This window comes from Bacillus sp. FSL K6-2971, assembly GCF_038006405.1.
GTDB classification, from domain to species: Bacteria; Bacillota; Bacilli; order Bacillales; family Bacillaceae; genus Bacillus; species Bacillus pumilus.
This window is the reverse complement of record NZ_JBBOVD010000001.1, coordinates 2,544,465-2,558,675: the sequence shown is the minus strand read 5'-3', so window position 1 is coordinate 2,558,675 and position 14,211 is coordinate 2,544,465. Positions and strand designations below refer to the sequence as shown.

The following is a 14,211-nucleotide window of genomic DNA, read 5'->3' as shown; positions in this document are numbered from 1 at the left end:
TATAGATGTATATAGAAATTTTGTTGAAAGCGAGTTGATCCTAATTGGATCTTTTATCAATAAAAAATCCAACGTTTCTAAAAGGAATGTCAAATGCAGAATTAGAGGAGCTTAGTGCTGACATTCGCATGTTTTTAATTGAGTCCTTAGCTAACTCTGGTGGGCATATCGGTCCGAACCTGGGAGTCGTTGAACTGACTGTTGCGCTTCATAAAGTATTTGACAGCCCAAAAGACAAATTCCTCTGGGATGTTGGACATCAGTCTTACGTTCATAAGCTGTTAACGGGAAGAGGATCGGAGTTTGATACACTTCGTCAATATAAAGGGCTTTGCGGTTTTCCTAAACGAAATGAAAGCGAGCATGATGTGTGGGAGACAGGTCACAGTTCAACCTCGTTATCTGGCGCGATGGGTATGGTGGCAGCGCGTGATATCAAAGGGACAGATGAATATATCTTGCCGATTATCGGAGATGGTGCACTAACCGGAGGTATGGCGCTAGAAGCTTTGAATCATATCGGTGATGAAAAGAAAGATATGATTGTCATATTAAACGACAATGAAATGAGTATTGCACCAAACGTCGGTGCGATTCACACAATGCTTGGCAGATTACGTACAGCTGGCAAATACCAATGGGTAAAAGACGAGCTTGAATATTTATTCAAGCGCATTCCAGCTGTTGGTGGTAAGCTTGCTGCCACAGCAGAGCGTATCAAAGACAGCCTCAAATATTTACTTGTATCTGGCATGTTTTTTGAGGAAATGGGATTTACCTACTTAGGTCCTGTCGATGGACATTCGTATGAAGATCTTTTTGAAAATCTTGAATATGCAAAGAAAACAAAAGGTCCTGTTCTTCTGCATGTCATCACGAAAAAAGGAAAAGGCTATCAGCCGGCAGAATCCGATAAAGTCGGGACTTGGCACGGTACGGGTCCATACAAAATTGATACAGGGGATTTTGTAAAACCGGCAGCAGCAGCTCCGTCTTGGAGTGGTCTCGTTAGTGAAACGGTCAGAAAGCTGGCACGGGAAGATGAGCGGATTGTTGCGATCACGCCTGCGATGCCTGTTGGTTCAAAGCTTGAAGGCTTTGCGAAGGAATTTCCAGAGCGGATGTTTGATGTAGGAATTGCCGAGCAGCATGCAGCCACAATGGCAGCTGGGCTTGCGACGCAGGACATGAAGCCATTTTTAGCGATTTATTCAACGTTCCTACAAAGAGCCTATGACCAAGTGCTACATGATATTTGTCGTCAGAACCTTAACGTATTTATTGGCATTGACCGTGCTGGACTTGTCGGTGCAGATGGAGAAACCCATCAAGGTGTGTTTGATATTGCCTTTATGCGTCATATGCCGAATATGGTACTCATGATGCCAAAAGATGAAAATGAAGGACAGCACATGGTCAATACAGCTATTCAGTACGATGACGGTCCTATTGCTATGCGCTTCCCGCGCGGTAATGGGCTAGGTGTCAAAATGGATGAACAGCTGAAAACCATTCCAATTGGGTCCTGGGAGGTTCTTCGTCCAGGGAAGGATGCCGTGATTTTAACATTTGGTACGACGATTAAAATGGCACTCCAAGCAGCAGAAGAACTTCAAAAAGAAGGGAAATCGGTTCGTGTTGTCAATGCTCGTTTTATTAAGCCTCTTGATGAAGCGATGTTAAATGACATTTTTTCTGAAGGTATTCCGATTTTAACGATTGAAGAAGCTGTGCTCCAAGGCGGATTTGGCAGCAGCGTTTTAGAATATATACACGATAAGAAAGCATCTCATATTAAAGTAGAACGTATGGGCATTCCAGATGAATTTATTGAGCATGGAAGTGTTGATGCCCTGCTTGAAGAAATTGGTTTGACGAAAGCACAGGTTGCTGATACTTTACGTGACCTGCTTCCCGCAGCACCAAGAAAAGGAATTGGATCATGACATCAAAGAAAGAACGACTTGACGTTTTATTAGTCGAACAAGGACTAATGGAAACGAGAGAGAAAGCAAAGCGTGCCATTATGGCAGGGATCGTTTACTCAAATGAAAACCGTTTGGATAAACCAGGAGAGAAAATCGCTCGTGATACACCGCTCACTGTGAAAGGGAACCCTCTGAAATATGTGAGCCGCGGCGGGTTAAAGCTCGAAAAAGCGCTAAAAGAATTCGACTTAACCGTTCAAGGGAAATTGCTAATTGATATCGGTTCATCAACAGGTGGATTTACAGATTGTGCGCTTCAAAATGGAGCGGTCAAATCATATGCTGTTGATGTTGGCTACAATCAGCTTGCGTGGAAATTAAGGCAGGATGACAGGGTCATCGTCATGGAGCGCACCAATTTCCGTCATTCCGTCCCAGCAAATTTTACTGAAGGATTGCCAGAAGTGGCGTCAATTGATGTCTCTTTTATTTCACTTAAACTCATTCTGCCGGCTTTAAAGCACATTCTTGTCCCGGGCGGAGACTGTATTGCACTCGTCAAGCCTCAATTTGAAGCAGGCAGAGAGCTTGTTGGGAAAAAAGGCATCGTGCGAGATCCATCGGTCCACCTTGGTGTACTGGAAGAGATGAATCAATTTGCTGCAAAAGAAGGCTATGATGTGAAGGATGTATCATTTTCGCCTATTACTGGCGGAGACGGGAATATTGAGTTCCTTCTCCATTTAGTGCTTCATCCCGATCAAGAAGAGAATGCGGCACTACCGGTTTCAGAGCTTGAAAAGATCGTCAAGGAAGCCCATTCTGTATTGAAAGAAAAGAAAAACAGTCCTGAGCCGGCTGATACATGAGGTTGAAACAAAAGGAATAATAGCTCGCTATTATTCCTTTTAGATTGTTGGCAAAGGGCTAAAATGATCTTTATTTTAGCCCTTTGTCTTCTTTACAGCGTGATAGAAAACCTTTGAAGTCTAGGAAGGACGAGCATCGGAGCGGAGCGAATTTAACATTCGTGAGCATCGAAGCAGAGACCTGACACCGAATGCGAGGGTTTGTCTACACGCTGAAGGAATAATAGCTCGCTATTATTCCTTTTTACATGGTCAAAAGATGAGAATTGGCCGTTTCTCACGTAACGCTTGTTTTTTGAACTGTGGTTCATATAACATAGAACGTAAAGACAAACTGAGATCAAACGCCTAGGGGGGTCAAAAATGACTAAAGGTCAAAGGCATATCAAGATTAGAGAAATCATCGCGAGCCAAGAGATTGAAACACAAGATGAACTAGTCGATATTTTAAAAGCCGATGGATATAACATTACACAAGCGACCGTTTCAAGAGATATTAAAGAATTGCATTTAGTGAAAGTGCCAACGAACAATGGAACATATAAATACAGCCTTCCTGCGGATCAGCGGTTTAATCCGCTGTCTAAACTAAAGCGATCCTTAATGGATGCATTTATTAAAATGGATGCTGCCAGTCATTTAATTGTCCTCAAAACCATGCCGGGTAATGCACAGGCGATTGGGGCTTTAATGGATAATTTAGATTGGGAAGAAATCATGGGAACCATTTGCGGAGATGACACCATTTTGATCATTTGCCGCACAATAGATGATACGGAAACAGTTTCAAGCAAAATTTTAGAGCTTCTATAAAGAATCAGGTTTACAAAAAGAGGTGTCAAATGAGTGTTAGCAGAACTAACCATTAAAAACTTTGCAATCATTGAAGAGTTAACGGTTTCATTTGAAAAAGGACTCACAGTCCTAACAGGGGAAACAGGTGCAGGGAAATCTATCATGATTGACGCTGTCTCACTTCTTGTGGGAGGTAGAGGGTCGTCTGAATTTGTTCGTTATGGTGAGAAAAAGGCTGAGCTGGAGGGGCTTTTTCTTGTACCAGCAGCTGACCATCCTGTATTTGCTTTATGCGAAGAGCAGGGAATTGACGCAACGGATGAAATGATGATTCTTCGCCGTGATATTAACAATAACGGGAAAAGCATTTGCCGTATCAATGGCAAGCTCGTTACAATCTCACTTTTACGCGAAGTAGGACGCCTTTTGCTCGATATACATGGACAGCACGATAACCAGTTATTGATGGAGGATGAAAATCATCTGCATTTACTCGATCAATTTGGAGCAGAAGAAATTGCACCTGCTTTGTCACAGTATCAAGAAGCATATGAGCAATATACAAAGACAGCCCAAAAGCTAAAACAGCTCTCTGAGAATGAGCAGGAAATGGTGCACCGGTTAGATTTACTGCAATTTCAGCTAGAAGAGATTGAAGCGGCACAATTAGAGCCGGGAGAAGATGAGAAGCTTCAAGAAGAGCGCCACCAGATCAGCAACTACGAAAAAATCTTTTCCTCACTCCAAAACGCCTATAATGCCTTGCGCAATGAGCAGGGGGGACTTGATTGGGTTGGCATGTCATCAAGCGAGCTCGAGCAGGTTTCTGAGATCAATGACGATCTGAAAAAGCTATCCGAACAAGTGTCGAACTCTTACTATTTATTAGAGGATTCGACGTTCCAAATGCGAAGCATGCTGGATCAATTAGAGTTCGACCCAGCACGACTTGATTTTATTGAGTCTAGGCTGAATGAAATGAAGCAGTTAAAACGAAAGTACGGGACAACGGTTGAGGAAATTTTGGAGTATGCGGCGAAGATTGAAGAAGAAATCGATCAAATTCAAAATCGAGATAGTCACCTGCAGACGCTTAAAAACAAACTGGATGCAATGAGCCGTGACGCTCTGCTTGAAGCACTTAACGTTTCGGAGCTTCGTAAAAAATGGGCCAAAAAGCTAGCGAAGCAAATTCAAACAGAACTAAAGGATTTGTATATGGAGAAGTCAACGTTTGATACATCCTTTTCCATTCGGTATGCGCCTTTTAGCAGCACGGATAATCCGCTACTAGATGGAAAGCCCGTCCAGCTTGGAAAAAACGGAATCGACCAAGCTCAATTTGTGATTTCTACTAATCCTGGCGAACCGATGAAATCTTTATCAAAAGTTGCCTCGGGTGGAGAAATTTCACGTGTTATGCTCGCCGTGAAAAGTATCTTCTCAGCCAAACAAGAAGTCACTTCCATTATTTTCGATGAGGTCGATACGGGCGTAAGCGGCAGAGTTGCACAGGCGATTGCCGAAAAAATTTACAAAGTGGCGGCTGGCTCACAAGTGCTCTGCATTACGCACCTCCCGCAAGTAGCAGCAATGGCTGACACGCACCTCTTCATTTCTAAACGCTCTAAAGCAGGCAGAACACTGACAAGCGTCAAACCATTAAATCATGAAGAAAAAGTGAGTGAAATTGGCAGGATGATTGCGGGTGTGGAAGTCACTGAGCTGACAAAACAGCACGCAAAAGAATTGCTGCATCAAGCAAATGATGTCAAAACAACAGGGTAGCTGAAAAATCAGCTGCCTTTTTTATATTGTGTCAAAATCGCTGTATATACCCACGAAATCGTCTTTTTCTTTTATCAATTTATCCAATCATTTTCTATAGCTGCCGGTTATAAATCAAAGCGAAGAAGGCAAAAGTAAAGATGTAGCCAAAACATGAGTGTTCTGGTGTGGGTAAGGAGCGAGGAGAGTGAAAAATGAATGCCCGAAAAGATGAGAAAAGCCATTGGTGTGATTCTCCTTGTTTCTTTAATAAGTACAGGGTTTATGAGCATAGTGAAGGAATACATCAGCATTCCAACAAATGTTGCTGTATTTGAAAAACAGAAGCACTCAATTGACACATCAATAGAAGCGTCAGCCAATGCTTCTTCACAAGCCTTTAGTCTTTCAGAGAAAAAGAATCAGCTTGAAGTAACAGGACAAAAGGCGGGAAAAGCCGAAATTGTTTATGATTTTAAAGGATTCCCTATTAAGAAAACAAAAGTCGACGTTCTCCCTGAATTAAAAGTCGTTCCTGGAGGACAATCCATTGGCGTCAAGCTCCACTCTGTAGGAGTTCTCGTTGTAGGTTTTCATCAAATCACAACAGCAGACGGCAAAAAATCACCAGGCGAAGCCGCAGGCATTCAATCAGGGGATATGATCATTGAAATCAATGGTCAAAAGATGGAGAAAATGAATGACCTCACCCCATTTATCCAGAAAGCAGGGAAAACAGGTGAAACGCTTCGTTTACTCATAAAAAGAGACCATAAAACCTTTCAAACAACATTAACACCCGCAAAAGATGCAAGTGAAGGCACCTATCGAATTGGTCTTTACATTCGAGATTCCGCAGCAGGAATCGGCACGATGACCTTCTTTGAACCATCTTCTAAAAAATATGGTGCCCTAGGGCATGTCATTTCTGACATGGATACAAAAAAACCAATTGTTGTCGACAATGGTGAAATTGTCAGATCAACCGTAACATCGATTGAAAAAGGCACAGGTGGCAATCCTGGAGAAAAATTGGCGAGATTCTCTTCCGAACGAAAAACGATCGGGGATATCTCCCGCAACAGCCCATTTGGTATCTTTGGTACGTTAACCGAAAAGCTTGAAAATCATGTATCAGACAAACCACTTCCAGTTGCTTTATCAAATGAAGTAAAAGAAGGTCCAGCAGAAATTTTAACCGTTGTGGATCATGATAAAGTGGAAAAGTTTGATATTAAAATCGTCAGCACGACTCCGCAGAAATTCCCAGCAACAAAAGGGATGGTATTGAAGGTAACAGATGAGCGTCTTTTAAGTAAAACGGGCGGTATCGTCCAAGGTATGAGCGGAAGCCCTATCATCCAAAACGGAAAAGTCATCGGGGCGGTCACGCACGTTTTCGTCAATGACCCGACAAGCGGCTACGGCGTACACATTGAATGGATGCTGTCAGAAGCAGGCATCGATCTTTATCAAAAAAACAAAAAAGCAAGCTGATCATCAAACTGCCGCGAATCTTCCGGCAGTTTTTTTCTCCCCTTTCTTTCTCTGCCATCATGTTATAAAATAAGGAAAAAGAGATTTTTCGACAAAATGGAAAATGGTATGTTGTCAAATTGCAATAATCGTCGATTCGTTAAGAAAAACGTAGAAAAAGCTAGATAATGCTCTATTATTCGGAAAATTAAAGTTTTTTAAAGGGGATAGCATGGTTTTGTCGAATTGAACACTCAGAAGAGAAATACAAAAGACTAAAGGAATCGACATTGGGGAGGAAAGAACGTGGAGAAAATTAAAGTGTGTGTAGCTGATGACAATCGAGAGCTTGTTGGCCTTTTGACTGAGTATATTGAGGGACAGGAAGATATGGAAGTGCTTGGCGTGGCGTATAATGGACAGGAATGTCTGACATTATTTAAAGATAAAGAGCCCGACGTTCTCCTCTTAGATATTATCATGCCTCATTTAGATGGCCTTGCTGTACTGGAACGCCTCCGTGAAAACAATGACATGACCAAACAACCAAGTGTGATTATGCTAACGGCGTTTGGACAAGAAGATGTCACGAAAAAAGCAGTTGATTTGGGCGCATCTTATTTCATCTTAAAGCCATTTGATATGGAAAACCTAGTCGGTCATATTCGTCAAGTCAGTGGAAACGGCACACAAGTCACCCATCGATCTTCATCTATCCAAAACAGTGTCCTTCGAAACAAACCTGAACCGAAACGCAGAAACTTAGATGCGAGCATTACAACGATTATTCATGAGATTGGCGTCCCGGCTCATATTAAAGGTTACTTATACTTAAGAGAAGCCATTTCAATGGTGTACAATGACATCGAGCTTCTCGGAAGCATCACAAAAGTGTTGTATCCAGACATCGCGAAGAAATTTAACACGACCGCGAGCAGAGTAGAACGAGCGATTCGTCATGCGATTGAAGTGGCTTGGAGCAGAGGAAACATCGATTCCATTTCCTCACTCTTTGGTTATACAGTCAGCATGTCTAAAGCAAAACCAACCAATTCTGAATTTATCGCAATGGTGGCTGATCGTCTGCGCCTAGAGCATAGGGCAAGCTGACGGTGTTTATAGACGGTTTACTACTCGGTAAATTCCGATAAACTACGTTAACACACCGATAAATATTCGCAAACTTATACGATAAACTTTTACGTCCGCTAATTCCGTACAAACGGGTATTAGGGGGCGTTTTTTATGTTGGATGATCTCGATTTGCAGCTCGATAACTTCATGCTTTACTGCGATTCAAAAAACCTCGCAATCAAAACGAAAGCAAGCTACGAACAGACGTTACATTTATTCCTCGCTTATCTACGCGAAGAACACAAAATTGATGAGCCGAAAAATATAAAAACGGTTCATATACGCAGTTACATAAAGTATCTTCGCGAAAGGGGCAAATATACCGTCGTGGCTCGCGAGAGTTCGAAGTCGTTAAATAATCCGCATAATAGAACCGATCACAGCAAGCCGCTATCCGATACGACCATAGCGAATTACCTTCGTAATATTAAAGTGTTTTTCTCGTTTCTTTTATCCGAAGGTGAGATACGCGATAATCCGGTTAAGAACGTGCAGAGAATTAAGCCGAATAGAAAAAAGAAAAAACTACTTTCCGAAGAAGACTTACGCCTATTTTTTAGAGCGTTTGACACGGCTACTTTTTGCGGTTATCGGAATTGGATGCAAGCACGCCTATTATTAGATACAGGAATGCGCGTCGGTGAGCTTGTAAATTTACGTTTAGAGGATATTGATTTCAGAAGGAAGACGATATTATTGTCAGATCCTAAGAACGGAAAACAACGATTTGCTTTTATGTCGCTAAAAACTATGCGGGATATAAAACGGTGGCTTCGGTACCTAGAACGCTATACGAATTCGGAATTCATCTTTCCGACAAATAGGGGAGGCAAGCAGAGTATAACGGGAGTTGAAAAGAACTTTACGATCGCATCAAATAAAGTAGGACTTTCCGTCGCGCCTCATCATCTTCGTAATAACTTCGCGAAATATTACTTATTAAACGGCGGAGATATAACGACGTTATCGACTATACTAGGTCATTCTTCTGCCGAAGTTACGCGACAAGCCTATCTTGATTTTGATGACGATGAGGTTGGCCGCATTTATCAGAAACACGCGCCGTTAAATAACATGCGCATATAAAAATACACACAAAAAAAGAACGCTCACCAACCGAATAAAATCCGGTAAGTGGAACGCCCTAGCCTGCTTCCATTATATCGGAAAAAAGCGTACGAGTCAACGCTTATTTAAGTGCGCCTTAATTTCGAAATGGTCTGCGTTCTCCTAAAGGGAGAGACGAACATGTACACGAAAGAATCCGCAAAAATGGCCCAATTCCGTTCAATTGACGATCTGAACGGCGCCATCCGCACGCACATCTACCGCAATAAATCCAACCTATCACCGTCAGCAATAGACGTCTTGAAGGTGCTATCGCGTCACGCAGTCAAAACGCCAGGCGTTGCGTGGCTGAAGATCGATTCCATAGCGTCACTTATCGGAAAGCACCGTACTACAATTATACGCGCGATCAAGCGCCTAGAAACTCTCGGCATTATTCGTAAAGAAATAAAATACCGTCCTGTTAGCGGAGGTAACGGCGCAAATATGTACGTCATCCTAGCGCCTGCGCCTTCTAGTGCTACTGCGCAAATGCAACTCCGCCAAGATGCGACCAAGCCTACGGAGACTAAGGCGGATCGCCCAAAATCCGAAGACGAAGCCGTTATTCTTAAAAGCAAAAATAATTTACTAAGTAATACGTATGCTGCGTTCAGAAATGTCATTGATTGCTTTGTAACTGATCGGCGTCTAACAAGCCGTCTATATGGCGTGTACTTGGCGCAGACGTCCGCCCTTAAATCCGCATATGATAAGTCTTTACTAGATGAAATCGGCTTGAATGCGCTTCGTATCGCTTTTATTGGCGTTAAACGGAAGCATATACGAAACATTGTCGGATATTATAGCGGGATATTAACGAATCTGTTCGATAATCTTTACCGCATGGAAATCGAAAGGGGCGCATGAGAATGGCGAATACAGTTGACGCAATCAAAAATAAACGAGATATAGAACGAATGAAGAAGGCACTTCACGGACGCGATCTAGTTATGTTCGTACTAGGCGTATCGTTGGGCCTCCGTATATCTGACTTGCTAACGATAAGAGTCGGCGATCTTCGAGGGCAGTCGCATTTAACTATCAAGGAAGGTAAGACGGGAAAGACTCGCGATATCAAGTTGTCATCTACGGTTGTTAAGCTGGCGCAGAAGTTAGACGGAGACGACGATTCGTATGTATTTCAGTCGCGCAAAGGTATTAATAAACCGATCAGCCGCGTTCAAGCATACCGTGTCTTAAATGCGGCAGCCGTAAGAGCCGGAATAAATATCGATATAGGTACGCACACACTACGTAAAACATTCGGGTATCAGCTTTATTCAAAAGGTATAAACATTACGCGGATTATGAAAGTGTTCGGCCATAGTTCGGAGGCTCAAACGTTAAAGTATATTGGCATAACTGCGGATGAGATCGACGCAGCTTACGAGGCTATCGAGATATAAAACACCAAGCAGACGCCGCCAGCGTGGAAGGCCGCCTAAAACTCAGGGGGTGTTGCGCCATGTTACCGCCTACAGATTGTAGGGGCTGCGCGTAATGGCCGGCTTTACTGCGGCACAATGAGGCGCCAAGTCGCATCCTATCAATGTTTGTGTGACGGTAGGTTACGAAGGTAAGGCGCCTTAATGATGCGTGTTACGTATCGACGTGTAACATACGACGACGAACCCTTTATGCATGATCTTATACAGTCGGGCCGGCATAGGGCATCGGGGAGCATACCGGCGTGGCGCGGTTTATACGTTGCATAAAAACAATAGTGTTCATTGCGAAGATAAGAACGTGACGAACGTTGCCATACCAATGCTTTCGTACGTTCGCGAATGTAACAAAAGGTGATTCTGTTACGTTCATTATGCGTTTTTGTGTATATTTTATTCATTATAGCGATGAAACGAAGGAAAGAGCCGCCCGCCCCCAAGCGCCCCGGCCAAAACCGCCGGATCTGACGCTTTAACCTTGCGCACAATTTTTTAAACTCGGGGTGTTATGCCGTCTTTTTTTTGCGGTCAATTAACGTTTGCCACACGATGTGGCGATCACTCTCCGTCAATAAACGCCTCGAACGCCTCTAATTTAGCACGCATTTTCCTGCGTTTTGCCTCACTTGCCGCACGTTGGAACGAAATATACATATACGCATCAAAACGGCTAATTTCGTTCAATTTCGTAATAAAAAAAGACCAGCCATTACGACTGATCATCGGTATCATTCGGAACAAATTCGACTATGTCTTCGATGCGGCAATCAAGATAATCGCAAAGCTGCGCGATAACGGTCATAGCAACAAATTCGCCTGCGGAGATTTTTGCGACTGTATTAGGCGAGAGTCCTAACTCATTACGAAGGTCCGTTTTCTTTTTATCCTTCCTGATGAGCATGTGTTCTAACGGCTTGTACGAGGGTTTTAACCTAATTTCCTTTTGACGTCTAGTCATATTAACACCTTCCTTCGTCCGTATTGTATAATAAATAATACATTTTGTCCATTTTTAAAAATATTTCGTATATGTTGTTGACTAAAAATGTATAACAAGTTATACTAAGTATAGAAAGTCATACAAAAAGTATGGCAAGAAAGGAGTGAAAAAATAATTGATTGAACTGGCAACAAAAATATCCGTACTCATAGGCGCATGGCTCGGAATTATCAAGATTTCATTAGAGCTAATCGCAATGAGAAAAAAGAAAAAGAAAAAGCGACGATCTCCCTCCAAGAAGAAACGTCGCAAGTAAACGGACGGGGCGCTAAGCCCCGGTTCAATCAATTATACCACATATGAAGAAACTCTATACTTTTGATTACTTGATACTTCTCGCGCTCGGCTTTTTGATCGCATCAATGACCTTCAGAAAAATATCTACGCTTGACCAAATAATTATTGCAACCACATCAATATACGCATCACTACTTATTATGAAGGTGATTAAAGGGAGGAAATGAAAATGAAAAAAGAATCGATCAAGGCTGAACTTGTTTTCTATGATTTTTACGGGCAGGGCGCACATTTTCGGAAGGAAAAAGATTTAGTCCACTTAGGGGATGGTTTCGCGATAGGGTACGAAGAAGGTAACGGTCTTGCGCTTTATAAGATGGCGGGCGTCCCCGGCGCATGGGAAATCGGCGACCAAGACGAGGTATTGTTCCGAATCGACGACGAAAACGAAGCGATCGCAGGTCGTTCTATAGAAGAAATCACGCAAATGTCGGTTGTCGATTTTATGGTTATGGCATCGCGCCGCACGGTTTCTCACTGAATACGGAAGCCTTACCATAAATTACCCGTAAATTTTTAGATTTGTTCGACAAATAACGACGAAAATGGCGATGTGAATAGTGTATTATAAAGAACGAAATAGAACGGAGGTTCCCTTTGTGACGGAAATATCGACGGGATTGTTGTACAAACGTACAACTTTCGGGTGACGGGCGTGTTTGACCCGCCAGCGACCGACATCTAATCATACTCAATCCATTCGTAAAGGTCGTCAATGGTGCAATTAATCGCAGCGGCTATGGTTTTCGCGGTATCGAAATTCATGCCACGCGTGCCGTTGACGTACTTTGAAATGATGGACTTATCGTAACCAGTTCTATCGGCTAGTTGCGTTTGAGTATAGCCACGCTCACGGAGTCGGTCGCTAAGTAAACATCTACCACGACGATACTTAACCGTAACAAACACCTCCGCATAGCTCTTATATCGGGCTATACGGTTCAAATTATACCTTATAAAAGACCAAATATAAAAGAGAGATACCAAAAAGAGGGGGATTCATTTGTTTAGTATTCGCGATGATGTGTTTAATACAATGGAAGATCGTGATTTGAGTTTAGAGACGGCAGCTTCGATGCTTGAAGTTCATGTTAATTCGCTTTACAACTTTAAAAAGAGTGGTTCTATCGGGTTTAGAACGTTGCTGAAATTGGCGCAATTACTTTATGGAAAAGACTATCACGATAAGATGCGGGAATGGTGCTTGTCACTTCCGACAACTGAAGCTATTAAACATGCGTTCGAATACGCAGCAATTAAACGGGATACAGCCTTGCTTGAAAATTTACTGGAAAGCGCAGATGGAGATGTATCACTTCAAGATTACTCATCGGTCTACGGACTTATCCACGAATACATGACAGATGCATTTCCTTACACTGAATTAAAAAACAAAGTTTCTGCGGTGAAGATTAAAAAGGACAAGGATTTGACTGTCTTGCTAGAAATATACGGATGCTACGCCTTATACTTCGACAAAGATTTTCTGAACATACTCGAAAAGTCAAAGGGGATCCGAAAGAATATCGAGGCGCTAAAAGGTGATAGAAAGTTATTCTTCAAAGAATGCTATCTGTTTAGGGTTTCTGAAATTTTGATGCCTGTGAACCTTCACTTTTCTAATTATGAAGAAGCTCGCTACTTCGCAGAAATTATTTTTTTTGCTGATATTAGTTCAAAATCAAAAGCTGACGCATCTTATGTTATAGGCATGTCATACCTCAACGTAAATAGAGAAGAGTGCCTAAAAAATCTTGCGCTGAGCCTTGATTTGATTCAGACTATAGGTAACGCGCAATTGACAAGGGAGGCTGAAACTACTTTAAATATCGCGAAAATGATTTTTGACGCAAAAGACGGGTGTTTAAATGCCGATCCTTTGGAATTGGCAAGTGAACTACGGTTAGGTCGGGATTCTGATTTTATTCGGTATTTTGAGTTTCGAATGGCTGACGATATAGGGAAGTTGTACGAAGGGTTTAGTTTCTTCATCGAGAGAATGAACTTTTTGTTCGCAGAACTTATCGCGGACGACTTGGGTATCTTTGGAGTAGATGCTAGACAAGTAAATGCGCTGAAGTCCATAAAAATAATAAAAAAGGGAGATGTTTCATTTGAAAAAAGTCTTATTAGTTGCTTTAGTTGCGGGGATCGCTATGACTACGCTTGTATTTAACGGAGGAGGTCAAGTGGCTTCATTTAATACGGATAAAAGTTACAATACGGCGGAATTGAAGCCGGGAGGATAAATTCATATGAGAGGGTCGCTAGATTAATTCTAGCGGCTTTTTTTATTTCAATAATTTTCATTAATTACATAAAAATTCTTTTTTCTATGTTTGTGTAGTTTTCAGAATCTTTCGCACTTCCCATGCTACTATTTACTTACA

At 42.2% G+C, this 14,211-nt stretch carries 14 protein-coding genes; 11 read left to right on the top strand and 3 right to left on the bottom strand.

Going from position 1 to position 14,211, the window contains the following annotated elements:
• Nucleotides 1-44: 44 nt before the first annotated feature.
• From dxs to MHI33_RS13520, 9 genes are all read left to right on the top strand, one after another.
• Nucleotides 45-1,946: a 1-deoxy-D-xylulose-5-phosphate synthase gene (gene dxs / locus MHI33_RS13560; RefSeq protein WP_268484544.1), complete on the top strand. Its 1,902-nt coding sequence runs from the start codon at nt 45-47 to the stop codon at nt 1,944-1,946.
• Nucleotides 1,943-2,797 carry a TlyA family RNA methyltransferase gene (locus MHI33_RS13555; RefSeq protein ID WP_065098380.1) on the top strand — a complete coding sequence of 285 codons (855 nt, stop codon included), beginning with the start codon at nt 1,943-1,945 and terminating at the stop codon, nt 2,795-2,797. Before dxs ends, MHI33_RS13555 begins: the two co-directional genes overlap by 4 nt.
• A gap of 363 nt (nt 2,798-3,160) precedes the next feature.
• Nucleotides 3,161-3,610 (top strand): transcriptional regulator AhrC/ArgR, encoded by a 450-nt coding sequence (ahrC, locus tag MHI33_RS13550; RefSeq protein ID WP_065098379.1) that lies wholly within the window; start codon nt 3,161-3,163, stop codon nt 3,608-3,610.
• Nucleotides 3,611-3,643: 33 nt separating this feature from the next.
• Entirely contained in the window at nt 3,644-5,380 is a 1,737-nt protein-coding gene (gene recN, locus MHI33_RS13545) for a DNA repair protein RecN (RefSeq protein ID WP_113767410.1), read from the top strand.
• Between the two features lie 198 nt (nt 5,381-5,578).
• Nucleotides 5,579-6,856 (top strand): SpoIVB peptidase, encoded by a 1,278-nt coding sequence (spoIVB, locus tag MHI33_RS13540; RefSeq protein ID WP_003215755.1) that lies wholly within the window; start codon nt 5,579-5,581, stop codon nt 6,854-6,856.
• A 285-nt stretch (nt 6,857-7,141) separates the two neighbouring features.
• Nucleotides 7,142-7,945 (top strand): sporulation transcription factor Spo0A, encoded by an 804-nt coding sequence (spo0A, locus tag MHI33_RS13535; RefSeq protein ID WP_003215740.1) that lies wholly within the window; start codon nt 7,142-7,144, stop codon nt 7,943-7,945.
• Nucleotides 7,946-8,080: 135 nt separating this feature from the next.
• Nucleotides 8,081-9,055 (top strand): tyrosine-type recombinase/integrase, encoded by a 975-nt coding sequence (locus tag MHI33_RS13530; RefSeq protein ID WP_113755079.1) that lies wholly within the window; start codon nt 8,081-8,083, stop codon nt 9,053-9,055.
• A 162-nt stretch (nt 9,056-9,217) separates the two neighbouring features.
• Complete coding sequence (locus tag MHI33_RS13525; RefSeq protein ID WP_340911955.1) at nt 9,218-9,946, top strand: helix-turn-helix domain-containing protein; 729 nt, start codon at nt 9,218-9,220, stop codon at nt 9,944-9,946.
• A gap of 2 nt (nt 9,947-9,948) precedes the next feature.
• Complete coding sequence (locus MHI33_RS13520) at nt 9,949-10,485, top strand: site-specific integrase (protein WP_113755081.1); 537 nt, start codon at nt 9,949-9,951, stop codon at nt 10,483-10,485.
• Between the two features lie 597 nt (nt 10,486-11,082).
• Here MHI33_RS13520 and MHI33_RS13515 read toward each other — a convergent pair.
• Both MHI33_RS13515 and MHI33_RS13510 read right to left on the bottom strand, forming a co-directional pair.
• Nucleotides 11,083-11,247: a hypothetical protein gene (locus tag MHI33_RS13515; protein ID WP_268507911.1), complete on the bottom strand. Its 165-nt coding sequence runs from the start codon at nt 11,245-11,247 to the stop codon at nt 11,083-11,085.
• Nucleotides 11,234-11,482 (bottom strand): helix-turn-helix domain-containing protein, encoded by a 249-nt coding sequence (locus tag MHI33_RS13510; protein ID WP_034622470.1) that lies wholly within the window; start codon nt 11,480-11,482, stop codon nt 11,234-11,236. Before MHI33_RS13510 ends, MHI33_RS13515 begins: the two co-directional genes overlap by 14 nt.
• Nucleotides 11,483-11,990: 508 nt before the next feature.
• On the opposite strand from MHI33_RS13510, the gene MHI33_RS13505 reads away from it, so the two are divergent.
• Entirely contained in the window at nt 11,991-12,302 is a 312-nt protein-coding gene (locus tag MHI33_RS13505) for a hypothetical protein (protein ID WP_340911947.1), read from the top strand.
• Between the two features lie 200 nt (nt 12,303-12,502).
• Here the strand turns inward: MHI33_RS13505 and MHI33_RS13500 are convergent, their stop codons facing one another.
• Nucleotides 12,503-12,730, bottom strand: a complete 228-nt coding sequence (locus MHI33_RS13500; RefSeq protein WP_034622472.1) for a helix-turn-helix domain-containing protein — start codon at nt 12,728-12,730, stop codon at nt 12,503-12,505.
• 94 nt (nt 12,731-12,824) lie between these two features.
• Between MHI33_RS13500 and MHI33_RS13495 the strand changes: the two genes are divergently transcribed.
• Nucleotides 12,825-13,997, top strand: coding sequence for an AimR family lysis-lysogeny pheromone receptor (locus tag MHI33_RS13495; RefSeq protein WP_268507906.1), 1,173 nt, complete (start codon nt 12,825-12,827; stop codon nt 13,995-13,997).
• Nucleotides 13,998-14,211 lie beyond the last annotated feature (214 nt).